A 24,989-nucleotide genomic window follows, 5' to 3' on the forward strand; every position below is an offset into this window, starting at 1 on the left:
AGGCTCTGGAACTGGTTTAGCTATACTTCACATCGTATTGATTTAATTGGCTTTTAAGTTTTCGAGGTTGTCATGCAATTGATCGACATCGGCGTCAATCTGACTCATCAGTCCTTCGCCGCCAATCCGTCCGCGGTGGTCGAGCGCGCCAGGATGGCAGGCGTGGTGCAGATGGTGCTTACCGGAACCAGCCTCGCAGAAAGCGAAGCTGCGCTCGGGCTCTGTCGTGAACTGGATGAGTCAGGGCAGCAGCTCTTCAGCACAGCGGGGGTGCATCCGCATGACGCCAGCCAGTGGTCGACCGATAGCGTCAGCCAGTTGCGCGGCCTGCTGCGCGAGCCGCAAGTGCGCGCCGTTGGCGAATGCGGCCTGGACTTCAACCGCGATTTTTCGCCGCGTCCGCAGCAGGAGCGTGGGCTGGAAGAGCAGCTGCAGCTGGCGGTCGAATTACAGCTGCCGGTTTTCCTTCACGAACGCGACGCCAGCGAACGCCTGACCGCTATCCTCCGGCCGTTTCGCGACCAGCTGAAGGCCGCCGTGGTGCACTGCTTCACTGGAGAAAAAGCAGCGCTGTACGCCTATCTCGATCTTGATCTGCATATCGGCATCACCGGCTGGATCTGCGACGAGCGCCGCGGCACACACCTGCACCCGCTGATGAAGGACATTCCGGAGGGACGACTGATGCTGGAGAGCGACGCTCCGTATCTGTTGCCCCGTAGTCTGCGGCCGAAACCTAAAAGTGGTCAGAACGAACCGGCCTACTTGCCGGAAGTTCTGCGCGAAGTTGCTCAGCATCGTGGCGAAAGCGCTGAACAACTGGCTGAACACACGACCCGCTGCGCCCGCTCATTCTTCGGCCTCCCTGACCTCGACTGATTCACAAAAACTGCTCAAGCTCTGCGCCCCGCGGCCGTTAAATGTTAGTCGCGCCGCAGAGCGCTTTGCCGCGCTTCCGCAACCTCCTATAGAAGAAGAGCAGTCATGGCCGTTTGGATTCGCGATCTGTCGCTCAAGTACAAATTCTGGGCGCTCAACATGGTGACCTTCGTCATCGCCTTGTTGCTGGTGCTCTATGCCGTGCAGCTGGAACAAACGGCCCGCAGTGCCGACGCCCAGTTAGCCGCGCAGGCACGCGCGTCGCTGCTGGCTGCCTGGCCAGACTCCGCCGCGCTGCCGCAAGCGCCGGACCTGGTTTTGTTCCAGCCGAACCAGCGCGCCTCGGTCGAAGGGCGGCCGCTTGCCGACAGGGGCTGGACTGCCCTCGCCCATGACCGCCTGTTCGCCAGTAACCCTGTCATAGGCGCGCAGGTGCTCACCCGCGCCGATGGCACCACGCTTGCCGTACTGGCGCGCACGCCGGGCGTGATGCAGGTGCTGGGCCAACACTTTTTCAGCTACGCCGTGGCAGTGGCGGTACTGATGCTTGGCCTGCTCGCCGCCTCCCAGCTGCTGATTCGCTTCCTGCTTAGCCACCTCAACACGCTCAAGGACGTCATGCTGCATGTCGAGCGCAGCGGCGACCTGCAGGCCCGCGTACCGCTGGACAGCCGTGACGAAGTCGGCCAGATGGCCGGTGCGTTCAACGCCATGCAGGGCGGCTATCAGCGTGTGGTCAGCACCGTCGCCCAGGCCGCCGCGCGCCTGGATCAGGGCGCCAGCCGGCTGGCCTCAAGCATGAACGATGTGCATAGCGGCATGCGCGGCCAGCAGGGCGAAACCGACCAGGCAGCCACGGCGATCAACGAGATGAGCGCCACGGTGCATCAGATTGCCGAACATGCCCGCGAAACCCGCGACCTGTCGCAGAATGCCGATCGCCTCGCAGGCGACGGCCATCGGGTGGTCGGGCGGGTGGAGAAATCCATTTCCAGCCTGTCCCAGGGTGTGCAGCAGACCGGCGAGATGATCGAGCAGCTCGCTGCCGACAGCCAGAAGATCAACGGTGTGGTCAGCGTGATTCACAGCATCGCCGAGCAGACCAACCTGCTGGCGCTCAACGCTGCGATCGAAGCCGCCCGCGCCGGTGAACAGGGTCGCGGTTTCGCGGTGGTGGCCGACGAGGTACGCAACCTGGCCAAACGCGTGCAGGACTCCACCGACGAGATCACCCAGATGATCACCGGACTGCAATCGATGACCCGCGACGCCGTGGAGTTCATGCAGGAGAGCTCGCTCAAGGCCGACGATTGCGTACGTGAGGCCCACGAGGCCGCGCAGGCCCTGGAGGCCATCGCCGGCGCAGTCGCGCAGATGCGCGAAAGCAATACGCAGATCGCTGTGGCGGCCGAACAGCAGAGCCAGGTGGCCGAAGAGCTCAACCGCTCGGTTACCGGCATTCGCGACGTCACCGAGCGCACCGTGGAGCAGACCGTCAGCTCCGCCAGCACCAGCGCCGACCTCGCCGCCCTCTCCACCGACCTCAGTCGCGCCATCGGCCAGCTCAGGCTCTGAGGCACTTCCCGCGCCGCGTTGCACCACAACGCGGCCTTGCCTGCCCGAAAAACAGGCAGCATCCAGTTTCATGCCCCATCAAGGGGCACCTCCCCACCCGCTGCTCAGCACAACAAGCCGCTGACGCCCGTCATTCGTGCGTTGGCACCGCTCTTGCTTTGCTGATGGTGCAGGCCAAGCTGCTGCAAAAATTCGAAATAGCCGACTAGGGTTCCGACTCGCCTGCGAGTGGCTGGTCCGAGAGTTGGCGACCTCCAGTGAGGTTACACGGCGGGATAAAAGCCCGGGAGAACAGCGTGATTGCACGCAGCTCCTGCGCCATCCCAAATACTGGAGGGTTTGCCATGTGCCCGTTCGAATCGGCTCTGCCGTTCACCGCCCTGCCCATTCTCAAGGCCACTGCAACCCGAGGCGCCTGCCTATGCGCCTGATCAATCGCACGCCGAGCCGCACTGGCTGGCTCGCCCTGGCCATACTGCCCTTTGCCCTGTTACTGGCGCTGTACCTGACCAGCTCGACCCAGCGCCTGGAACTCAACCCTAACGACAAACTGCTGCCCAGCTTCAGCCAGATGAGCGCAGCGGTAGAGCGCCTTGCTTTCACCCCGGACAAACGCTCCGGTGACTACCTGTTCTGGCAGGACACCGCGTCCAGCCTCAAGCGCCTCGGCACCGGCCTCGCCATCGCTGCGATGGCCGGCCTCTGCCTGGGCGTTGCCGCTGGTACGCTGCCGCTGTTCGCTGCGCCGCTGTCGCCGCTGCTCACGGTACTGTCCATGGTGCCGCCGCTGGCGATCCTGCCGATCCTGTTCATCGTGTTCGGGCTGGGCGAGCTGTCCAAGGTGATGCTGATCGTCATCGGCATCACGCCGATACTGGCGCGCGATCTGGAACAACGCGCCCGCGAGATCCCCCGCGAACTGCTGATCAAGGCGCAGACCCTCGGCGCCAACACCTGGACGCTGATCCTGCGTCTGGTCCTGCCACAGCTCATGCCGCGCCTGATGATCAGCCTGCGTCTGGTGCTCGGCTCGGCGTGGCTTTTCCTCATCGCTGCTGAGGCCATCGCCTCCACCGACGGACTCGGCTACCGCATCTTCCTCGTGCGTCGCTACATGGCCATGGACGTGATCCTGCCCTACGTCGCCTGGATCACGCTGCTGGCCTGGGCCATGGATTTCTCCCTGCGGCGCCTGACGCAGCTGCTATTCCCCTGGTACGAAGGAGCCAAGGCATGAGCGCCAAACAAAGCGGAGTCGCCGCCACCAGCCAGGCCTTGGCAAATCTTGAGCACCATGCGCGTGAAAATCGCACCGCGGACAGTTCCAAACCATTCATCCAAGTCAAAAACGTCTGGCAGGAGTACGGCGACCAAGTGGTGCTGGAGCGCTTGAATCTGAACATCGCTGAAGGCGAGTTCTGCACCCTGGTCGGCGCCTCCGGCTGCGGCAAGTCAACCTTCCTGCGCCTGCTGCTCGGCCAGGAAACACCGAGCCGCGGCGAACTGCTGCTGGACGGAAAGCCACTGGCCAGCGAGCCGGATGCCAGCCGTGGCGTGGTCTTCCAGCGCTACTCGGTGTTTCCGCATCTAACCGTGCTGGACAACGTCGCCCTCGGCCTGGAGCTGCCGCGCACTCCGCTGCTCGGCCGCCTGTTCGGGCGCCACAAGCGCGAAGCACGCGAGCAGGCTGCGCAGATGCTGCACAAGGTCGGCCTCGGCCATGCGCTGGACAAATACCCGGCGCAGCTATCCGGCGGCATGCAGCAGCGCCTGGCCATCGCCCAGGCGCTGATCATGAAGCCGCGCGTGCTGCTGCTTGACGAACCCTTCGGCGCGCTCGATCCCGGCATCCGCAAGGACATGCATGCGCTGCTGCTGGAGCTGTGGCAGGAAACCCGGCTGACCGTGTTCATGGTCACCCACGACCTGTCGGAAGGCTTCACCCTCGGCAGCCGCATCCTGGTCTTCGACAAGCCGCGCATCGATCCCCACGCCCCGGGCGCCTATGGCGCGCGGGTGACCTATGACATTCCGCTGCACGAGGGCCGCCACGCACCCGGCGCGTCCACAGGCCTTCCGGCTGCCCTCAGCGAGCCACTTCGAACTGCCTATCAAGGAGCCTGACATGAGTGCTTCACTCGCGATCCGCCCCACGCTGTACGAGGAAACCGTTCCCGGCGGCGGCCACACCTCCTTCGTTCTCAAACGCGGCCAGCTGCTGCGCCTGACTGATCTCGAAGGCGGCGCCAACGTCAGCCTGATGCTGCTCAACGCGCACGAGAAGAGTGAGCGACTGAACCTGCCAGACACGCTCAAGGGCCAGCACACCGCCAAACTCACCGCCGGCCACTGCCTGTACTCGGACATGGGCCGCGTGCTCGCCGCCATCACCGCGGACACCTGCGGCTGGCACGACAGCTTCGGCGGCGTGCTCAACGCCGAAGAGGTGACCGAAAAGTACGGCGAGGGACGCTACCAAGAACTGCGCAACGGCTTTTTCCGCAACGGCACGGACAATCTGCTGGTGGAAATGGGCAAGTGGGACCTGAACCTGCAGGACCTTTTGATGGTGCTCAACCTGTTCAGTCGGGTGGATGTCGATGCCGACGGCGCTTTCGCCTATCAGCCGGGCAACAGCCAGCCCGGCGACTACGTCGAGCTGTACGCACCGATGGACACGCTGGTGATCCTCACTGCGCTGCAGCATCCGCTGGACCCGAACCCAACCTACACCCCGAAACCGGTGCAGCTCAGCTGGCACAGCGTCGCCAGCGACGGCATCAGTGTTCTCTGCCGCACCTCGCGGCCGGAGAACGGCCGCGCCTTCCATAACACCGAACGGCTGTACGTCTGAGGAGTGCCTAGATGACGATCGTTGCAAGCAACCTGCACCCTGAAACCGCCGTGTTCCGCCACGAAATCCCCGCTGGCGAGCCGTATCTGTTCGAAGTGAAGGCCGGCCAGACCCTGCGCCTGCTCGATCTGGAAGGCAACCAGGCCGTGGACACGCTGTTCTTCAGCGCGAGGAATCCGCGCGAACGCTACGACCCGCAACGCACCCTGCGCAAGCAGAACCGCGTCTACCTCACCACCGGCACGGTGCTCTATTCGAACCTCGGCAATCCGCTGCTGACTATCGTCGCCGACACCTGCGGTCGCCACGACACCCTCGGCGGCGCCTGCGCCCAGGAGAGCAACGTGGTGCGCTATGCGCTGGACAAGCGCTACATGCACAGCTGCCGCGACAATTTCCTGCGCGCCAGCCTCAACGACGGCCGCCTCACCAAGCGCGACATCGGCGCCAACATCAACTTCTTCATGAACGTGCCGGTGACGCCCGAAGGCGGCCTGACCTTCGCCGACGGCATCTCCGCGCCGGGCAAGTACGTGGAGCTCAAGGCCGAGCAGGACGTGATCATGCTGATCTCCAACTGCCCGCAGCTGAACAACCCCTGCAACGGCTGGAACCCGACCCCTGCCGAGGTGCTGGTGTGGGACTGATACCGCTGTTGCGACGCCACTTGCTGCCGCTGCTGCAGGCGCGCGCCGGGCAGCGGCCCGAGTTGCCGGCAGCGAAGAAACCCTCTCCAACCACGGACGGCCGTGGCGCAGATGAATAAAGGCGGGACGGCCCGCCAGCCCTTCGAGGGTTACTGAAGATGTTCGACAAACTCCTGATCGCCAACCGCGGCGCCATAGCCTGCCGCATCCTGCGTACGCTACGTGACCTGGACGTGAATGGCGTCGCCGTTTACTCCGAGGCCGACGCCGCCAGCCTGCATATCCAGCAGGCCGCCGAGGCTCACAGCCTGGGCGAAGGCCCGGCAGCGCAGACCTATCTGGTGGTGGAGAAGATTCTCCGCATCGCCCGGGAAACCGGCGCGAAAGCCATCCACCCCGGCTACGGTTTTCTCTCCGAAAACGCCGCCTTTGCCGAGGCCTGCGAGGCGGCGGGCATCGCCTTCGTCGGCCCGACGCCGAAGCAGTTGCGCGTGTTCGGCCTCAAGCACACCGCCCGCGCCCTGGCCAAGCAACATGCAGTGCCGATGCTGGAAGGCACCGAGCTGCTCGACAGCCTCACCGATGCTCTCGGCGCCGCCGAGCAGGTCGGCTACCCGGTGATGCTGAAAAGCACCGCCGGCGGTGGCGGTATCGGCATGCGCGTGTGCCGCTCGGCGGCGGAGCTCACTGATGCCTTCGACGCGGTCAAGCGCCTGGGGCAGAACAACTTCAGCGATTCGGGCGTGTTCATCGAGAAATACATCGAGCGCGCCCGCCACCTGGAAGTACAGGTGTTCGGCGACGGCCAGGGTGACGTGATCGCCCTGGGCGTGCGCGACTGCTCGGTGCAACGGCGCAACCAGAAGGTGCTGGAGGAAACCCCGGCGCCGAACCTGCCGACCGGCATGGCCGAGGCGCTGTGCGAAGCGGCGATCAAGCTGGCCAAGGCGGTCAATTACCGCAGCGCCGGCACGGTCGAGTTCGTTTACGACGCCGAGGCCGAGCAGTTCTATTTCCTTGAGGTGAACACCCGCCTGCAGGTCGAGCATGGCGTCACCGAGCAGGTCTGGGGCGTCGATCTGGTGCGCTGGATGATCGAGCTGGCCGCCGGCGACCTGCCCCCGCTGGCGGAGCTGGCGAAAACGCTGAAGCCGTCGGGCCATTCGATCCAGGCGCGCCTGTATGCCGAAGACCCGGGCCGGGATTTCCAGCCCAGCCCCGGCCTGCTCACCGCCGTGGATTTTCCCAAGGGCGACGGCAAAGCCCTGCGTATCGACACCTGGGTCGAGGCTGGTTGCGAGATCCCGCCCTATTTCGACCCGATGGTCGCCAAGCTGATCACCTGGGCGCCGGATCGGGAGAGCGCCCGTGTCGCGCTGGATACCGCGCTGGGCGACACCCTGCTCTACGGCGTGGAAACCAACCGCACTTACCTTCGGCAGATCCTCGGCTATGCGCCCTTCGCCAGCGGCAACCCCTGGACCCGCTGCCTGGAGAGGCTCAGCTACAAGGCCAGTACCTTCGAGGTTATCAGCGCCGGCACCCAGACCACCGTACAGGACTTCCCCGGCCGCCTCGGCTACTGGGCGGTAGGCGTGCCGCCGTCCGGCCCGATGGACAGCCGCGCCCTGCGTCTGGGCAATGCCCTGCTCGGCAACGCCGAAGACGCCGCCGGGCTGGAAATCACCATGAGCGGGCCGATCCTGCGCTTCAACACCGAGGCGGTGGTGGCAATTACCGGCGCGCAGATTCCGCTCAAGCTAGATGACGTCGAACAGCCGATGAATACGGCGATCCTGATCAAGGCCGGCAGTACGCTGACCATGGGTACCATCGCCGGCGCCGGCTCGCGGTCGTATCTGTGCGTGCGCGGCGGTCTGCAGGTGCCGGACTACTTGGGCAGCAAGAGCACCTTCACCCTCGGCCAGTTCGGCGGCCACGGCGGCCGCGCCTTGCGTGCCGGCGACGTGCTGCACCTCGCCCCGCTGACCGATTCATCTGCCGGCGCCGCGCTGGCCGTCGAGCTGTGCAGCGCCCTGCCGGCGGTCCGCGAGCTGCGGGTGATCTACGGCCCGCACGGCGCGCCGGAGTATTTCACCGAGGGCTATATCCAGACCTTCTTCGGCACCGACTGGGAAGTGCACTTCAACTCCAGCCGCACCGGCGTGCGCCTGATCGGACCCAAGCCCGAGTGGGTGCGCGAGAGCGGCGGCGAGGCTGGTCTGCACCCGTCGAACATCCACGACAACCCCTACGCCATCGGCGCGGTGGACTTCACTGGCGACATGCCGGTGATCCTCGGCCCGGACGGTCCGAGCCTGGGCGGCTTCGTCTGCCCGGTGACCATTATCGAAGCCGACCTCTGGCAGCTCGGCCAGCTCAAGGCCGGCGACAAGGTGCGCTTCGTGCCGGTGGACGTGGCCAGCGCACGCAAGCTGGCCCAGGCAGCCAACATCGAGTGCGCCCATCTTGCCGCCGCGCCGGTGCCGTGCGTGCCGGTGGCGCTGCAATCGCCCATCGTGCTGGATATCGGCGAGGCGGATACGCGCCTGGTGGCGCGCCTCTCCGGCGACACCCACCTCTTGCTGGAAATCGGCCAACCGGAGTTGGACCTGGTGCTGCGCTTCCGTGGCCATGCGCTGATGCAGGCACTGGAGGCCAAGCAGTTGGACGGCGTCATCGACCTCACTCCCGGCATCCGCTCCCTGCAGGTGCACTACCAGCCGGAAACCCTGGCGCTGCAGACGCTGCTCGACATCGTCGCCGGTGAATGGGACGCGGTGTGCGCCGCGCAGGATCTCAAGGTGCCATCGCGCATCGTCCATCTGCCGCTGTCCTGGGACGACCCGGCCTGCACGCTTGCAATCGAGAAGTACATGACCACGGTGCGCAAGGACGCGCCCTGGTGCCCGAGCAACCTGGAGTTCATCCGCCGCATCAACGACCTGCCGGACCTCGACGAGGTGTACCGCACGGTATTCGAGGCCAGCTACCTGGTGATGGGCCTGGGTGACGTATACCTCGGCGCGCCGGTGGCCACTCCGCTGGACCCACGGCATCGGCTGGTCACCACCAAGTACAACCCGGCGCGCACCTGGACGGCCGAAAACTCGGTCGGTATTGGGGGTGCCTACATGTGCGTCTACGGCATGGAAGGCCCAGGTGGCTACCAGTTCGTCGGCCGCACCCTGCAGATGTGGAACCGCTACCGCGCGGTTGCGGCGTTCGGCGGCCAGCCGTGGCTGCTGCGTTTCTTCGACCAGATCCGCTTCTATCCGGTCTCGGCCGAGGAGCTGTTGAAGATCCGCCGTGACTTCCCGCTGGGGCGCTACCCGCTGAAGATCGAGCAGACCGAGCTTCGCCTGTCGGACTACCAGGACTTTCTCGCCGCCGAGGCCGAAGGCATCGACGCCTTCCGCCGCCAGCAGCGCGCCGCCTTCGACGCCGAGCGCCAGCGCTGGATCGCGTCCGGCCAGGCACATTTCGAGAGCGAGGAAGTCGCTGCCGACCTCGGCGAAGATGCGCCGCTCGGCAGCGGACTGCACGGCATCGAAAGCCATATCGCCGGCAATCTCTGGCAGGTGTCGGTGGCAGAAGGCGCGCGGGTCGAGGCCGGCGACGTGCTGGTGATCCTCGAGAGCATGAAGATGGAGATTCCGCTCACCGCACCCGTCGCCGGGGTGGTGAAAGAGGTCCGCGCCCAGCCCGGCTCGCCGGTGCGCGCCGGCCAGCGAGTGGTGGTGATCGAGGAGGGGTGAGCCCGAAGCAACCGTATCCACCAACCGGCCCACCGGGCCGGCAACAAACATCGCGGTGGGAAAGGCTTCGCCGTTTCCCACCCTACGAGGGACATGAGATGACCACGACATTCGACCTGCGCCTGGCCACACTGAGCGCCGCCTACCGCGAAGGCATCACTACCCCGCGCCAACTGATCCTCGACCTGCGCGCCAAGGCTGCCAAGCTGAACGGCGAATTCAATGCCTTTATCCACCTGCTGAGTGCCGAGGAACTCGAGCCCTACCTGGCCGCGCTGGAAACCAAGACGCCCGCCGAGCTACCGCTCTACGGCATCCCCTTCGCCATCAAGGACAACATCGACCTGGCCGGCATCCCCACCACCGCTGCCTGCCCCGCCTTTGCCTATACACCGGAAACCAGCGCCACCATCGTCGAGCAGCTGATCGCCCTCGGTGCCGTGCCGCTGGGTAAGACCAACCTCGACCAGTTCGCCACCGGCCTCAACGGCACCCGCTCGCCCTACGGCGAGTGCCGCAACTCCGTGCACCCGGACTACCCCTCTGGTGGCTCCAGCGCCGGCTCGTCGCTGGCCGTGGCGCTGGGGCTGGCGAGCTTCGCCCTGGGTACCGATACCGCCGGCTCTGGCCGGGTGCCGGCGGCGCTGAACAACCTGGTTGGACTGAAGGCGAGCAAGGGGCTGATCTCCACCGCCGGGGTGGTGCCAGCCTGCCGCACGCTGGATTGCGTGACCTTCTTCACCGCCACCGCCGCCGAAGCCAGCCAGCTGCTCGCGCTGAACGCCAGGCTCGATCCACGTGACGAATACAGCCGCGCCAATCCACTGTGGAATGACGGCTCGGCTTTTGGTCAGGTGAAATCCTTTCGCTTCGGCGTGCCATCGCAGCTGGAATTCCTCGGCTGCGCGGAAAGCCCGGTATTGTTCGCCGCCACCATCGAACAGCTGAAAGCCATTGGCGGCGAGCCGGTGGAGGTGGACTTCACGCCTTTCCTTGAAGCCGCGCGCTTGCTCTATGAAGGCCCCTGGGTGGCCGAACGCTACAGCGTGGCGGGCGAGCTCATCGAGCGGCAGCCCGGCGCCGTGCTGCCGGTAATCAAGGCCGTGCTGGAGAAGGCACCCGGCACTACCGCCGTGCAGCTGTTCCAGGCTCAGTACCGTCTACAACAGCTCAAGGCCATCTGCGACCGGATCATGGCCGAAGTCGATTGCGTGCTGACGCCCGCCTACCCGCGCCCGGTGACACTCGCCGAGCTGCACGCCGAGCCGGTCAAGCGCAACTCGGACCTGGGCTACTACACCAACTTCATGAACATGCTGGACTACGCCGCGGTCGCGGTGCCGGCCGCCGTTATGGCCAATAGCCTGCCCTGGGGCATAACGCTGTTCGGCCGGGCGTTCACCGATCAATACCTGTTGAGCCTGGCTGATGCGCTGCAGCGCCAGACCGAGCTGAAGCTGATCGGCGTCAACGCGCTCGACACGCCGGCACCGCAGAACCCGGCGCGCAACGACCGCGCCCGCGTGGTGGTCTGCGGCGCGCACCTGGATGGGCTGCCGCTCAACTGGCAGCTCAGGCAGCGCGGCGGCCGGCTGCTCGAAGCCACCCGCAGCACGCCGAACTACAAGCTCTACGCCCTGGCCGGCGGCTCACCGTTCCGCCCCGGCATGGTCCGGGTGGCCGAAGGCGGGGCGGCCATCGAGCTGGAGGTCTGGGAGCTGCCGAGTGCAGAGCTCGGCTCCTTTCTCACCGGCATTCCGGCACCGCTCGGTCTGGGCAAGGTGCAGCTGGCCGATGGTCGCTGGGAGACGGGGTTCATCTGCGAGCCCTACGGCCTGCAGGGCGCAGAGGAGATCACCGAGCTGGGCGGCTGGCGCGCCTATCTGAAAAGCCGCGGCTAAACGGCGGCAACACACGGGGCGCCGCGGTGCTATGCAACCAGCAGTCCCGGCGCCTTACCCAACCCTGCAATAACCGCTATAGCCATTCCGTCGCATCGCCGGAACATCCCCGTTCCGGCCGACCTCCGATGCAGAGCCATGCCGATCTCGGTCGGCACCATCTGCATCCAAAGGAGGATTCCATGCGTATCACCCTGCCACGCATCGGCCTCGGCGGCGCACCGCTGGGCAACATGTTCCACCCACTCAGCGAAGAAACCGCCGACGCCACCCTCAAGGCCGCCTGGGACGCCGGTTTTCGCTATTACGACGTATCGCCGCACTATGGCGCGGGCCTGGCCGAACAACGCTTCGGCCGCCTGCTGAGCGGCAAGCCGCGCGATGAATACGTGCTGAGCACCAAGGTCGGGCGCCTGCTGCAGCCGGCCAGTCAGCCGGAAAACGCCAAACCCTTCGTCGACGAGCTTCCCAACAAGCGTGTGCCAGACTATTCGGCCGACGGCGCGCGGCGCTCCATCGAGGACAGCCTGGAACGCATGGGCGTCGATCGCCTCGATGTGGTGTTCATTCACGACGTTTCCGAGGATCAATGGGGCCCGCAGTGGAAGGAGTACTTCCAGCAAGCGATGAACGGCGCGGCGAAGGCTCTGACGCAATTGCGCGATGAGGGTGTGATTCGCGGCTGGGGCTTAGGGGTCAATCTGGTCGAACCGTGCCGCATGGCGCTGGAGCAGAGCGATCCGAACGTGTTCCTGTTGGCCGGCCGCTATTCGCTGCTCGAACACGACGAGGCGCTGGACACCCTGTTTCCGACCTGCCAGGCACGCGGCGTTGGCGTCGTCGTTGGCGGGCCGTTCAACTCCGGCGTCCTGGCTGGTGGCGATCACTATGAGTACGACCAGATCCCACCACAGGTCGCCCAGCGCAGGGAGCAGCTCAAGGCCGTCGCCGAGCGCTGCGGCGTCGACCTGCGGGCCGCCGCCCTGCATTTCTGCCTGGCCAACCCGGTGGTCGCCTCGGTCATCCCCGGCACGGCGAACCCCGAGCGACCGAAGCAGTACATGGAGTACTTCAATACCCGAATCCCCAGCGAGTTCTGGCAGGCGCTCAAGCTCGAAGGCCTTCTGCGCGAGGACGCACCGGTACCGACCTGATTCGTTCGCCCCGCCCCCCTGACTCCCGCATCAACGTTTGTGGGAGCGCCTTGGGGATGCTGTGCTTTCTCCGCCGTTGACCTCCCACCACACAGCCTTGCTCCGCACTATCGCGGAGCAAGGCTCCCCATTACGGAGCAATGAACTTCACGTCCGGCAAAGCGACTCGCAGCGATCCCAAAAGGCAAGCTGTTGAATAACTGAGCTTTTTCTTAGATGGCGGCATTTGGCACGCAACCTGCTCTATCCACAGTGAACGGGATGAGTCGCCACCGGCACTCATGACGCTTGGCACAATCAGGAGCAACTTCAAGGAGAACTAGGGTTCCGGCTCACAGGGAGTGGGCGCTGGTCCGAGAGTTCTCCGGTCCCAAGGACGGGACTACACGGAGGGATAAAAGCCCGGGAGACGCGATGTCATCCCGTGCCTGTCATTCCAATGTGTAGGGAAATCACGCCATGTCCACACTGCGCTCGCTGAACAAGACCCTCCTCGCCGCCGGCTTGGCCGTTGCGACCTTGCTTTCACCGCTGACCAGCCAGGCCGCCGAGAAGCTGAAGATCGGCACTGTCGTCTGGGCCGGCTACGGCCCCTTCTACGTCGCCGACAAGAAAGACCTGTTCAAGCCCCATGGCCTGGACGTGGACCTGCAGTTCTTCAACGACCCGGCGCTGATCCCCACCGCCATGCTCAGCCGCGCCCTGGACGGCGGCATGCTCACCTACGACCAGGTGGTGGCCTCGGTTGCCAAGGGCTTGAAGCATCGGGTGGTGATGCCCATCGACTTTTCCAATGGCGGTGACGCCATCGTCGCCGATGCCTCGATTCAGTCCGTCGCCGACTTCAAGGGCAAGAAGGTTGGCTTCAATCCGCTGTCGCCGTCGGACTTCCTGCTCGCCTATGCGCTGCAACAGAACGGCATGAGCGACAAGGACATCAACGCCGTCAACATGACCCCGGAAGGCATTCCCGGCGCCATGGCCTCGGGCAACCTGCCGGTCGGCGTGACCTACGAGCCCAACGTCTCGCAGATTCTCTCTATGGGCGGGGGCGACAAGTTCAAGGTCGTCTATTCGTCCAAGGACGCGCCAGGCCTGATCACCGACGTGCTGGTATTCGACGAGGCGGTGATCGCCAAGAAGCCCGCTGCCATCAAGGCAATGATGCAGGGCTATCTCGACGGCCTGGCCTACATGCAGGCGCACCCCGAGGAGTCGGCTGAGATCATCGGCGAGGTGCTCGGCGTCAGCGCCGAAGAAGCCGTCGAGCAAATGGCCGGCGCCTACAACATACCGCTCGCCGAGATGGGCAAGAGCTTCACGCCAGGTGACGACACCCATTCCTTCCATGGCAGCGGCGCGATCATCGCCAAGCTGCTCAAGGACAACGGGCAGATTCCGACCATCCCGGACTTCAGCAAGACCTACGACGCCCAGTTCACCGAAGCGCTCGCCCAGTAAGCCGATGCCCGGCGGGCAGTTGCCCGCCCGTGCTGGAGAAGACCATGACTGCCAAACCCCTGTACCGCTATGCCGATGGCCGCGTGCCCAACACGCTGGCCATCCTCTATACCGCGCTTGCCTACGGCGGTGGCATGGCCCTGCTGTTCGCCGGCAACGGCTGGTTGAACGCGCTGGGCACGTTGCTGCTGGCCCACGGCATGATCATCGCCGCCTACCTGATCCACGAATTCGCCCACGGCGCCATCTTCAGCGTGCCCAAGCACAACGAATGGGCCGGCAACGTCTGCAGCTGGCTATGCGGCAGCTGCTACGCCGAGTTTCAGGACCTGCGCAAGAAGCACATGCGCCACCACGTCGACCGCGCCGACGTGATCACCTTCGACAGCAAGGCCTTTCTCAAGGCGCGCCCCGTGTGGTTCCAGAAACTGGTACTGGCGCTGGAATGGGCCTATGTGCCGGCGGTGGAGCTGATCATGCATTTCTACGTGATCGCCCTGCCCTTTATCACCGACAACGACAAGCACCGCGCCCGCCGTGGCAAGGTCGCCGCGGTGCTGGCCGTTCGCACGCTGCTTTTTGCCGGGCTCGCGGCGCTCTCGCTGAAGGCCGTGCTGCTCTACGCCGTAGCCTGGATGATCATGCTCAGCGTGCTGCGTTTCGCCGATGCCTATCAGCACACCTACGAGGCGTTCGCCGTGCTGGAAGATGGCGGCAAGCTGCCGGAGGACAAGCGCCGCGACCGCAGCTACGAGCAGCAGAACACCTACAGCAACGTGGTTTCCGAGCGCTGGCCGGCGCTGAACCTGCTGCTGCTCAACTTCTCCTTCCACAACGCCCACCACGAGAAGCCGGTGGCGCCCTGGTATCGCCTGCCCCAGCTGCACGCCGAGCTGTACGGCAGCACCTACAACCAGGTCATCCCCATGCGCAAGCTGCTCGGCAGCTTCCACCGCTACCGCGTGCGCCGCGTGCTGGACGATGACTACGGCGTGGTCAGCGAAGGGCCACACAAGGCCGACAACTTCTACGGCGCCGTGGGCGTCTCCTTCCTGACGGCGGTGTGACATGCACAAGGCACTGGATTACCGCGGCCGCTGCGTGATCATCACCGGCGCCGCCGGGGGCATCGGCCGCGGCCTGGCAAAGAGCTTCGCCGCCGCTGGCGCGACGCTGGAGCTGCTGGACCGTGACGCCGACGCCCTCGCCCGGCTCGCCGACGAACTCGCTGGCGAGACGCCGCTGCACTGCACCGCGCTGGACCTCGGTGATCGCCAGGCGGTGCAGCGCTACGCCGATGACCTCTCCTGTCGCGGCCTGACTGCCGATGTGCTGATCAACAACGCCGGCGTCGAGTACGCCACACCATTGACCGAATGCAGTCTCGATGCCGACCAGCGCTGGTCGGCCCTGCTAGAGAACAACGTCGGTTCCATGCAGCGTCTGACCCGCGCGCTGCTGCCGCGCCTACGCGCCGGCGCCAGCGTGATCAATCAGGCCTCGATCTGGGGTCTGAAAGGCGTGCCGGGCTTTTCCGCCTATGTCGCCAGCAAGCACGCGGTGGTCGGCCTGACCCGCTCGCTGGCCTGGGAGCTGGGCCCGCGGCGCATCCGGGTGAACGCAGTCTGCCCCGGCTGGATCGGCACCGATGCGGCCATGCGCTCGCTGCAGGTGATGGCGGACGCCAACGGCCGCAGCGACAGCGCCGAGCTGGCGGCGATCCTCGCCAACCAGGCCATCCCGGAGCTGCTGACACCGGCCGATCTGGGCGGCACCTTCCTGTTTCTCGGCTCACCGCTGGCCGCCGCCCTGACCGGCCAGGCGCTGTCGGTCAGCCATGGCGAGGTAATGCACTGATGGCCAGCAAACTCTTTGCGGGCCAGACCGCGCTGATCACTGGTGCGGCGACCGGTATCGGCCGCGCCACCGCACTCGCACTCGCAGCCGAGGGCGCGCGGGTCTGGATCAACCATCGCGACCAGCATGATCTGGCGAACCAATTGGTCGAGCAGATCACCGCCAATGGCGGCGACGCCTGGACCATCGAGGCGGATGTCAGCGACCCGGCCGCGGTCGCGGCGATGTTCGAGACCATCGAGGCGCACGGGCCGCTGGATCTGTTGGTGAACAACGCCGGGGTGATCCTGGAAAAGCCCTTTCTCGAGACCAGCGAGGCGGACTGGGCCATGGTGCTGGGCGTCGACCTGGGTGGCGTCTACCGCTGCTGTCGCCATGCGCTGTCGCAGATGCAGCCGCGGCGCAGCGGCGCCATCGTCAATGTCGCCTCGGACCTCGGATTTCTCGGCCGCGAACAGTACGCCGCCTATTGCACCGCCAAGGCCGGGGTGATCGGCCTGACCCGCTCGCTGGCGCGCGAATTCGCTGCAGACGGCATCCGCGTCAACGGCGTCGCACCCGGCCCCATCGCCACGGCGATGGTCAGCCCGGAGCACATGAGCGACGAGTGGATGGCCAAGGAGCTCGCGATCCCCATGGCGCGCCTGGGCACGCCGGAGGAAGTTGCTGCCGCCATCGTCTTCCTGCTTTCGCCACAGGCGAGCTATTTCACCGGACAGCTGCTTGGGCCCAATGGCGGCTCCTGGATGGGCGCATGAACAGCCTGATGCCGCAGGGCATGCTGATCGGCGGCGCCATCATGTGGGGCCTGGGCTGGCTGCCGCTGCAGTTCTTCGCCGCCCGCGGCCTGGCCGGCATGCCGCTGGTGCTGCTGACCTATTCGCTGCTCAGCCTGCTGGCGCTACCGGTGCTCTGGCAGCAGCGCCGGCAGTGGGCGAGCCAATATCGCCAAGTGCTCACCATGGGCCTGTGCGGCGGCTGGGCCACCGCAGCACTGGTCACGGCGCTGGCTGACGGTAACGTGGTGCGGGTGATGCTGCTGTTCTACCTGGCACCGGTGTGGGCGATGGTCGGCGGCTGGCTGGTGCTAGGCGAACGCTTCAGCGGCACGCGGCTGTTCGCCCTGGGGCTGGCGATGCTCGGCATCGGCCTGACCCTCGGCATCAGCGGCGAAGCCCTGGATGCGCCAGGTGCGAACGACTGGCTGGCACTTTCTGCCGGCCTCGCCTTCAGCCTCAACAACCTCGCCACCCGCGCTGCTGACCGGGTGCCGCTGGCGAGCAAGGCGCTGGTCAGTTTCATCGGCAGCGCGCTGCTCGGCGGACTGTTCTGCCTACTGCTACGCCAGGCGCCGCCACCGCTGGACTTCACCCTGACCTGGCAGATCGCCCTGCTCGCCCTCGGCTGGCTGATCAGCATGGCTGCCGTGCAGTACGGCCTCACCCATCTGGAGGCTGGTCGCGCCGCGGTGCTGGTGGTGTTCGAACTGATCGCCGCGGTGCTGTCGTCCGCCTGGTTTGGCAACCACGCCATCGGCCCGAACGAATGGCTCGGCGCCGCCCTGATCACCACTGCCGCGCTGATCGCCGGCTGGCCGGAACGTCCCCTTCCCATCGCGACTAGGAGCACCTGCGCATGAGCGTGCACATGGATCAACTGAGCTGGGTCGATTACGAACGCCGCATCGGCGAAGGCGCCGTGGTCTTCCTGCCCTGCGGCGCCACCGAGCAGCATGGCCCCCACCTGCCGCTGGGCACCGACGCGCTACTGGCCAGCGCCATCAGCGCCGAAGTGGCAGCGCGGGTCGGCGGTCTGGTCGCGCCGGCGCTGTCATACGGCTACAAGTCGCAACCGAAATGCGGCGGCGGCCAGCACTTCTGCGGCACCACGAGCCTGGATGGCGCGACCCTCAGTGCCCTGGTGCGCGACGCCGTGCGGGAGTTCCACCGCCACGGCGTGCGCCGGCTGGTGCTGGTGCTCGGCCATTACGAGAATCAGTGGTTCGTCGCCGAGGGCATCCAGCTCGCGCTGCGCGACCTCGGGCCGAACGCCGGGCTGGAGGTGATGCGCCTGGAGCACTGGGACTTCTGCCGCGAGCAGACTCTCACTGATGTCTTCCCCGACGGCTTCCCCGGTTTCGCCCTGGAGCATGCCGCGGTGATCGAGACCTCGCTGATGCTGCACTTCCACCCACAACTGGTGGCGCTGGAGAAGATTCCGGACGACGCCCCGGCCGACTTCCCGCCCTACGACATGTATCCCACTCGGACCGAGTGGGTGCCGCCTTCCGGCGTGCTGTCCTCGGCCAAGGGCTCCAGCGCGGCGAAAGGCCAGCGCCTGGCCGAAGACATTGTCGACGGCATCGCCGCCGCGGTGTGCAAGGAGTTTGCCCTGTGAGCCTGACGACGAACCTGCACCCCGGGCGCACGGCGCTGCTGGTGATCGACATGCAGCGCGACTTCTGCGCCCTAGGCGGCTACGCCGACCAGGCCGGCATGGACGTCAGCCGCCTGCGCGCACCGATCCCGGCGATCCAGGCACTGCTGGATCGCGCTCGCAGTCTCGGCATGCTGGTCGTGCACACCCGCGAGGGGCATCGTCCGGATCTTTCCGACCTGCCCGAGCCCAAACGCCGCCGCGCCGAAGCTACCGGCGCCCCCATCGGCAGCCCCGGCCCCCTCGGCCGCCTGCTGGTGCGTGGCGAATTCGGTCACGACCTGATCGACGAACTGCAGCCGCGCGTTGGCGAGCCGGTGATAGACAAGCCCGGCTACAGCGCCTTTGCCCACACCGATCTGGAGCTGATCCTGCGCCGTCGCGGCATCGAGCAACTGATCCTGACCGGCGTCACCACCGAGGTCTGCGTGTCCTCGACGCTGCGCCAGGCAATCGATCTGGGCTTCGACTGCTTGAGCATCAGCGATGCCTGTGCCTCATCCGATCCACAGCTGCACGCCGCTGCACTGGCGATGATCGAGGTCGAAGGCGGGCTGTTCGGCAGCGTGACCGACGGCGCCAGCCTGCTGCGGTGCCTGGAGCGTGCCGCATGACCGATGTGCTGAAGCTCTGGCCGCTGCTGACGGCCACGCATCGCTACGACAAGTCGATTTCCACCCGCAATCGCGGCCAGGGCACGCTGATCGATGCACCGATCCTCGCCTTCCTAATCGAAACCCGACAGGGTCGCGTGCTGTTCGACGTCGGCTGCGACTATGCCAAGCTCAGCGATCCGCTACTGCGGGCACGCTGGTTCGATCCGGTGGAATTTCCCATGGGGCCGCCCGAGATGACCGAGGAGCAGCGGCTACCCGCCCACTTCGCCCGGCATGGGCTTACGCCAGCGGATATCGACCTGGTTTTCCTCAGTCATCTGCATTTCGATCACGCCGGCGGCCTGTGCGAGTTGTGCGGCTGCGACGTGCATGTACACGAAGCGGAACTCGCCGCCGCCCGCGCCCAGGCGGACGACGCCTATTTCGCCGATGACTTTGCCGGCGAGCATCACTGGAAGCCGCAGCGCGACGAATACGAGCTGCTGCCCGGATTGCGCGCCATCAATACACCCGGGCACACCGCCGGCCACATGTCGCTGCTGATCGAACTGCCCCACGGCAAGCCGGTGATACTCGCCGGGGACGCTGCGGACCTGAGCGAGAACCTGGTCGACGAAGTCGCGCCTGGCCTCTGCTGGCAGGATCGCGAAGACCTGGCGCTGGCCAGTATCCGCAAGCTCAAGGCCACCGCTGCCGAAACCGACGCCGCGATCTGGCCGAATCACGACATGGCCTTCTGGCGCACCCTCAGACGCTTCCCGGAGTACCACGCATGAAGAGCGTTCCCGATGCCTATCTCGGCGTGTGGCGCCGGCGCCTGCTGACCACCACGGCTGGCCTGCGCGACGAAACCAGCGAGGTGTACTGGCTGCAGACCGCCAGCCTGCACGCCGACCTGCGCCTGCCGCGACCACAACCCCTGCCGGCAGCGGCGTCGCTGGAAACCTGCAGCCATGCCCAGCAGCTGGCCCTGAGCGAACAGGCTGGCTTCGCCGGCATCACCGAGGTCAACGGCGATATCTGCCAGTGGCACAGGCTGATCGATTTCCAGCCACCGGGCGGACCTGCGGATATCGGTCTGATGCGCTTCGAGAGCCCGGACCGGCTGCTGGAAGACGGGCTGGACGGCAGCTATCACGAAATCTGGCAGCGCCTGCCTGAATCACAGGGGCGCAACTGGGGCATCTGGCTGTGTGCGGCGGAGCAGCCAGCTCGCCAGGCCTGCCTGCTGGTGGCGGGCGACTACTTCCTGTTCGCTGCCGAGCGCCCGATTCTGCTGCCGGCCAGCACAGGCCATCTGCGTGACCAACTGGCCGCCGTCGGCCCCGCGCTGCGGCCACAGTTGCTGGCCTGCGAGCTGTCCTTCGGCCGCCACCGCAACGGCGCAACACCCTGGCAAATCACCCACTCGACGCTGCCCGGCCGCGTCGGCGACGCCCTGCTGTCGAGCTACTGGAACTTCGCCGACCCCGCCAGCCTGCCGGCCGCAGACCTCGCCGCCCTCGGTCGCTATCCGGCGGCCGGCGGCTGGCAACGCGTCGAACTGGATGTGCCCACCGCTATGCAGGAGGTTCCCGCATGACCGCACAGCTCAGCATTCCCAGCACGGCCACCGTCGCGCAGCAGACGCAACCGCCAGCGCCCGCTGCACCGGCCGCGGAGCAGGTGGTGCGCAAAGGCAGTTTCTGGCGCATTCGCGGCGAGATATCCCGGCGCAGCGCCTGGCTGCTAACCGGCGCCGGGCTGAGCCTGCCCTTCATCATCTGGTGGCTGTGGACCGCGCTTGGCCTCGCCGACCCGATGTTCATGCCCAGCCCCGGCGCAGTGCTCGAACGCATCGGCCGCTGGTGGACCAGCGAGGGGCTGCTGGGGGACATCGGCATCAGCGTCTGGCGGGTCATGGCGGGCTTCGGCGCCTCGGCGCTGATCGCCCTGCCGCTGGGGCTGTACATCGGCACCTACCGGCCGGTGCAGGCCTTTCTCGAACCGCTCACCGATTTCATCCGCTACATGCCCGCAGTGGCATTCATTCCGCTGGTGATGCTCTGGGTCGGCATCGACGAAGGCTCCAAGGTGCTGATCATCTTCATCGGCACCTTTTTCCAGATGGTGCTGATGGTCGCCGAGGATGTGCGCCGTGTGCCCATGGCGCAGATCGAGGCGGCGCAGACCATGGGCGCCAATCGGGGCGAGATCGTCAAGCTGGTGATCCTGCCGTCGGCCAAACCGGCGCTGCTCGACACCCTGCGCATCACCTGCGGCTGGGCCTGGACCTACCTGGTGGTGGCCGAACTGGTCGCGGCTAACTCCGGCCTCGGCTACGCCATCCTCAAGGCGCAGCGCTACATGCACACCGACAAGATCTTCGCCGGCATCCTGCTGATCGGCCTGATCGGCCTGCTTACCGATCAGGCCTTCCGCTGGTTGCACCGCCGCGCCTTTCCCTGGATGAGGAAATGACCATGTCCGATGCCAAGATTCGTGTACGCCAGGTCGGCAAGACCTTTGTCAGCGAGCGCCGCGAGGTGCAGGCGCTGCAGTCGATCGACCTGGACATCCAGCCCAACGAGTTCGTCACCTTCGTCGGCGCCTCGGGCTGCGGCAAATCCACCCTGCTGCGCATCATCGCGGGGCTGGAAACGCTGAGCCGCGGCGAAATCCTGCTCGACGGCAAGCCTATCGACGGCCCTGGCGTCGACCGCGCCATGGTCTTCCAGCACTACAGCCTCTACCCCTGGCTGACGGTGATGCAGAACATCAAGTTCTGCCGCCAGCTAAAGGTGATCGGCGACACGGTGCGCCATGACGGTGACGTGGAGTCCGCCGCCGGCCGCGCCGACGCCCTGCTCAACCTGATGGGCCTAACGCGCTTCGCCGATGCCTATCCCAGCCAGCTCTCTGGCGGCATGCAGCAGCGCGTTGCCATTGCGCGCGCCCTGCTCCCCAAGCCCGCGACGCTGTTGATGGACGAACCGTTCGGCGCGCTGGATGCGCAGACCCGCGAGGTCATGCACGACCTGATCCGTCACGTGCACAGGCTGGAGAAGAGCACCATCCTGTTCGTCACCCACGATGTCGAGGAAGCCATCTATCTCGGCAGCCGCATTGTGCTGATGGCGCCACGTCCCGGGCGTATCGATTCCATCTACGAGGTGCCGCTGCCAGCCCAGCGGCATCAGGACATGAAGCTCGCGCCGGAATTCACCGAACTCAAGCGCGAGATCCTCGCCCGCATCCGCGAAACCTCTGGCATGCAGACCGACCTTGAGCAGCTGGCCAAACTCAGCGCCGTGGCCGGCTGAAGGCTAGCGCCCGAGTAGCTCGGCCATCGCTGCGAACACCTGCTGCATGGCCGCCGCGCTACGGCCGGGCCCACCGGCGCAATGACCCCAGTCCGATTCCAGCACCCGCAGTTCGGCACCGGGAATCAGCGAGGCCTCGTGGCGGGCATCCTCGACGGTGAAATACAGATCGCTGCTGCCGGGCATGAGGATGGCTCGCGCGCGGATGCGCCCCAGCGCTTCGGCCAGCGAGCCATCGCCGAAGCTGCGGGCCGGGTCGGCCGACTGCCAGGTATGCAGCACGCAGAGCAGGTCGTTGGCGTCCTGTTCCAGATGATCCTGCTCCCAGTAGTCGAGCAGCGCCTCGAGGCTCTCGAAGCGCAGCTCGCGCCACAGCTCGTGACGATAGAACGCTTGCGAATAGGCCCAGCCGGCATAGGCGCGGCCGAAAGCCCGCAGGCCGCGTTCCGGCGGCACGCTGTAGCGACCACCCAGCCAGGCGGCGTCGGCGCAGAGCGCCGCCTTGACCCCCTCGAGAAACACCCGGTTGTGCGGCCAGCAGTGCGCCGTGCAGCAGAACGGCAGGATGGCGCGCACCCGCTCGGGATAGGCCATCGCCCAGAAAAGTGTCTGCATGCCGCCCATGGACCAGCCGGTCACCAGAGCGAGCTGCCAGTCTTCACCATACAGCCGGTCAAGTAGCGCCTTTTGCGCTCTTACGTTGTCCAGCAAGCTGACCCGCGGGAAGTCCGCTCCGCCCTGGCCGGGTGCGGCGTTGCTCGGCGAGGTCGACCAGCCGGCGCCGAACAGGTTGGTCAGCACGACGCAGTAATCGCCACCCGCCAAGGGCCCATCTGCACCAAGCAGGGGCAGGCTGCCCCAATGTGTGCCGCCGTAGTAGCTCGGAATCAGCACCAGGTTGTCCCGCGAGCGGTTCGGCGTACCCACCACCTGATAGCAAAGCTGCGCGTTGCGCAGACGCTCGCCGCTTTCGAGGCGGATTTCGCCCAGCGCGAAAAACTTCTTTTCCCTTTTTATTTCAATCATCTACACGACTCCGGCATCTACGAAACGGGGACGAGGCGAAACCAGCGGCGGCCCGTTTCTATACACGCTGGCATGTATATTGGATGAAGGAATCGTGCCAGCGGCCCCGGCCGCCATTCATGACTCCAAGGAGCACAAGCCAATGACCAGCTTTCCCCTCTCCTCCGTCGAGGAGCTGAAGCAGCAGTTGCAGGACAAGGGCGTGAAATACGCGATGGCCAGCTACGTCGACATCCACGGCGTGATCAAAGGCAAGTTCGTTCCGCTCGCCCACCTCGGCCAGATGCTGCGTGGCTCGGAGCTCTATACCGGCGCAGCGCTGGATGGCGTGCCGCAGGAGATCAGCGACAACGAAGTGGCTGCCATGCCCGACCCGGCCACCGCCACCCAGTGCAGCTGGAACCGCGACCTGGCCTGGTTCGCCAGCGATCTGTACCTCGATGGCAAACCGTTCGAAGCCTGCTCGCGCGGCATCCTCAAGCGCCAGACCGAAGCCGCCGCCGAGCTCGGCTACACCTTCAACCTCGGCATCGAGACCGAATTCTTCCTGTTCAAGGACACCCCGGATGGCGGCTTCGCGCCGATCTCCGAGCGCGACGACATGGCCAAGCCGTGCTACGACCCGCGTCTGCTGATGGACAACCTGCCTATCGTCGACGAACTGGTGCAGGCCATGAACGAGATGGGCTGGGGCGTCTACTCGTTCGACCACGAGGACGCCAACGGCCAGTTCGAAACCGACTTCAAGTACACCGACGCCCTCGGCATGGCCGACCGTTTCGTGTTCTTCCGCATGATGGCCAACGAAATCGCCCGCAAGCACGGCGCCTTTGCCACCTTCATGCCCAAGCCCTCGGCCAACCGCACCGGCAGCGGCGCGCACTACAACATGTCGCTGGCCGACATCGAAACCGGCAAGAACCTCTTCGAAGTCGATGGCGAAGACACCTATGGCTGCGGCGTGACCCCGCTGGCCTATCACTTCATCGCCGGGGTGCTGAAGCACGCCAAAGCCATCTGCGCCGTCATCGCGCCGACGGTCAACAGCTACAAGCGGCTGATCCGCAAGGGCGCCATGTCCGGCTCGACCTGGGCCCCGGTGTTCTGCTGCTACGGCAACAACAACCGCACCAATATGCTGCGCATCCCGTCCCAGGGCGCGCGAGTCGAATGCCGCGCCGCTGACATCGGCTGCAACCCTTATCTCGGCGCCGCGATGATCCTCGCCGCCGGTCTCGAAGGCATCCGCGACAAGCTCGATCCGGGCCAGCCGCACCGCGAGAACATGTACCACTACAGCGAACAGGAAGTGGCGCAGATGGGTATCGAAACCCTACCGCGCACCCTCAGCGAAGCCATCGACGCCTTCGAGGCCGACCCGCTGTCGCGCCAGGTGTTCGGCGATGCGATGTACCAGGCCTTCGTCGACTTCAAGCGCGACGAATGGAATGCCTACCACACCCACGTTTCCGACTGGGAAATCCAGCGCTATCTGAAATTTTTCTGAACAGGGAGTCTCACC

Annotated in this window: 22 protein-coding genes and 2 riboswitches; of the genes, 21 read left to right on the top strand and 1 reads right to left on the bottom strand. The window is 65.8% G+C overall.

Translation table 11 applies throughout. The features are described 5' to 3' along the window. The first annotated feature begins 72 nt into the window (after positions 1–72). The 20 genes from UIB01_RS11680 (at position 73) to UIB01_RS11775 (ending at position 22,441) form a co-directional block, all read left to right on the top strand. Positions 73–879, top strand: a complete 807-nt coding sequence (locus UIB01_RS11680; RefSeq protein ID WP_038660466.1) for a TatD family hydrolase — start codon at positions 73–75, stop codon at positions 877–879. Between the two features lie 105 nt (positions 880–984). Next, positions 985–2,454 (top strand): methyl-accepting chemotaxis protein, encoded by a 1,470-nt coding sequence (locus tag UIB01_RS11685; protein WP_038660469.1) that lies wholly within the window; start codon positions 985–987, stop codon positions 2,452–2,454. Between the two features lie 194 nt (positions 2,455–2,648). Further along, positions 2,649–2,746, top strand: a riboswitch (guanidine-I (ykkC/yxkD leader). Between the two features lie 129 nt (positions 2,747–2,875). Beyond that, positions 2,876–3,691, top strand: coding sequence for an ABC transporter permease (locus UIB01_RS11690; protein ID WP_038660472.1), 816 nt, complete (start codon positions 2,876–2,878; stop codon positions 3,689–3,691). Continuing rightward, positions 3,688–4,578, top strand: coding sequence for an ABC transporter ATP-binding protein (locus tag UIB01_RS11695; protein ID WP_230585246.1), 891 nt, complete (start codon positions 3,688–3,690; stop codon positions 4,576–4,578). Before UIB01_RS11690 ends, UIB01_RS11695 begins: the two co-directional genes overlap by 4 nt. Before the next feature lies 1 nt (position 4,579). After that, positions 4,580–5,308, top strand: coding sequence for an urea amidolyase associated protein UAAP1 (locus UIB01_RS11700; protein WP_038660475.1), 729 nt, complete (start codon positions 4,580–4,582; stop codon positions 5,306–5,308). Positions 5,309–5,319: 11 nt separating this feature from the next. Then, complete coding sequence (locus tag UIB01_RS11705; protein ID WP_038660478.1) at positions 5,320–5,955, top strand: urea amidolyase associated protein UAAP2; 636 nt, start codon at positions 5,320–5,322, stop codon at positions 5,953–5,955. 158 nt (positions 5,956–6,113) lie between these two features. Then, positions 6,114–9,713: an urea carboxylase gene (uca, locus tag UIB01_RS11710; protein ID WP_038660480.1), complete on the top strand. Its 3,600-nt coding sequence runs from the start codon at positions 6,114–6,116 to the stop codon at positions 9,711–9,713. Positions 9,714–9,811: 98 nt separating this feature from the next. Continuing rightward, complete coding sequence (gene atzF, locus UIB01_RS11715; protein WP_038660483.1) at positions 9,812–11,614, top strand: allophanate hydrolase; 1,803 nt, start codon at positions 9,812–9,814, stop codon at positions 11,612–11,614. 182 nt (positions 11,615–11,796) lie between these two features. Then, complete coding sequence (locus UIB01_RS11720) at positions 11,797–12,768, top strand: aldo/keto reductase (protein ID WP_038660486.1); 972 nt, start codon at positions 11,797–11,799, stop codon at positions 12,766–12,768. Positions 12,769–13,076: 308 nt separating this feature from the next. Further along, a riboswitch (guanidine-I (ykkC/yxkD leader) is annotated at positions 13,077–13,179 on the top strand. Positions 13,180–13,227: 48 nt separating this feature from the next. Continuing rightward, positions 13,228–14,229, top strand: a complete 1,002-nt coding sequence (locus UIB01_RS11725; RefSeq protein ID WP_038660489.1) for an ABC transporter substrate-binding protein — start codon at positions 13,228–13,230, stop codon at positions 14,227–14,229. Positions 14,230–14,273: 44 nt separating this feature from the next. After that, complete coding sequence (locus UIB01_RS11730; protein ID WP_038660492.1) at positions 14,274–15,296, top strand: fatty acid desaturase family protein; 1,023 nt, start codon at positions 14,274–14,276, stop codon at positions 15,294–15,296. Position 15,297: 1 nt separating this feature from the next. After that, positions 15,298–16,086 carry an SDR family NAD(P)-dependent oxidoreductase gene (locus tag UIB01_RS11735; protein WP_038660495.1) on the top strand — a complete coding sequence of 263 codons (789 nt, stop codon included), beginning with the start codon at positions 15,298–15,300 and terminating at the stop codon, positions 16,084–16,086. Continuing rightward, the gene (locus UIB01_RS11740) at positions 16,086–16,844 is read left to right on the top strand and encodes an SDR family NAD(P)-dependent oxidoreductase (RefSeq protein ID WP_038660498.1); all 759 of its coding nucleotides are present in this window, start codon (positions 16,086–16,088) and stop codon (positions 16,842–16,844) included. The genes UIB01_RS11735 and UIB01_RS11740 overlap by 1 nt, the downstream gene beginning before the upstream one ends. After that, positions 16,841–17,725 (top strand): DMT family transporter, encoded by an 885-nt coding sequence (locus tag UIB01_RS11745; RefSeq protein ID WP_038660501.1) that lies wholly within the window; start codon positions 16,841–16,843, stop codon positions 17,723–17,725. The genes UIB01_RS11740 and UIB01_RS11745 overlap by 4 nt, the downstream gene beginning before the upstream one ends. Continuing rightward, positions 17,722–18,483, top strand: a complete 762-nt coding sequence (locus UIB01_RS11750; RefSeq protein WP_038660503.1) for a creatininase — start codon at positions 17,722–17,724, stop codon at positions 18,481–18,483. Before UIB01_RS11745 ends, UIB01_RS11750 begins: the two co-directional genes overlap by 4 nt. Beyond that, on the top strand, positions 18,480–19,136 hold the full coding sequence (locus tag UIB01_RS11755) for a cysteine hydrolase family protein (RefSeq protein WP_038660506.1): 657 nt from the start codon (positions 18,480–18,482) through the stop codon (positions 19,134–19,136). The genes UIB01_RS11750 and UIB01_RS11755 overlap by 4 nt, the downstream gene beginning before the upstream one ends. After that, entirely contained in the window at positions 19,133–19,915 is a 783-nt protein-coding gene (locus UIB01_RS11760; RefSeq protein WP_038660508.1) for an N-acyl homoserine lactonase family protein, read from the top strand. The genes UIB01_RS11755 and UIB01_RS11760 overlap by 4 nt, the downstream gene beginning before the upstream one ends. Beyond that, the gene (locus UIB01_RS11765; RefSeq protein ID WP_038660511.1) at positions 19,912–20,721 is read left to right on the top strand and encodes a hypothetical protein; all 810 of its coding nucleotides are present in this window, start codon (positions 19,912–19,914) and stop codon (positions 20,719–20,721) included. Before UIB01_RS11760 ends, UIB01_RS11765 begins: the two co-directional genes overlap by 4 nt. Further along, on the top strand, positions 20,718–21,599 hold the full coding sequence (locus tag UIB01_RS11770; protein WP_038660514.1) for an ABC transporter permease: 882 nt from the start codon (positions 20,718–20,720) through the stop codon (positions 21,597–21,599). The genes UIB01_RS11765 and UIB01_RS11770 overlap by 4 nt, the downstream gene beginning before the upstream one ends. 2 nt (positions 21,600–21,601) lie before the next feature. Further along, complete coding sequence (locus tag UIB01_RS11775) at positions 21,602–22,441, top strand: ABC transporter ATP-binding protein (RefSeq protein ID WP_180983603.1); 840 nt, start codon at positions 21,602–21,604, stop codon at positions 22,439–22,441. A 3-nt stretch (positions 22,442–22,444) separates the two neighbouring features. On the opposite strand, the gene UIB01_RS11780 is transcribed toward UIB01_RS11775, so the two are convergent. Further along, positions 22,445–23,467 (bottom strand): alpha/beta fold hydrolase, encoded by a 1,023-nt coding sequence (locus UIB01_RS11780; RefSeq protein ID WP_038660520.1) that lies wholly within the window; start codon positions 23,465–23,467, stop codon positions 22,445–22,447. A 142-nt stretch (positions 23,468–23,609) separates the two neighbouring features. On the opposite strand from UIB01_RS11780, the gene glnT reads away from it, so the two are divergent. Continuing rightward, entirely contained in the window at positions 23,610–24,974 is a 1,365-nt protein-coding gene (glnT, locus tag UIB01_RS11785; protein ID WP_038660524.1) for a type III glutamate--ammonia ligase, read from the top strand. Positions 24,975–24,989: the final 15 nt, after the last annotated feature.

Origin of the sequence: Stutzerimonas decontaminans (assembly GCF_000661915.1) — a bacterium.
In the GTDB taxonomy this organism is placed as follows: Bacteria; Pseudomonadota; Gammaproteobacteria; order Pseudomonadales; family Pseudomonadaceae; genus Stutzerimonas; species Stutzerimonas decontaminans.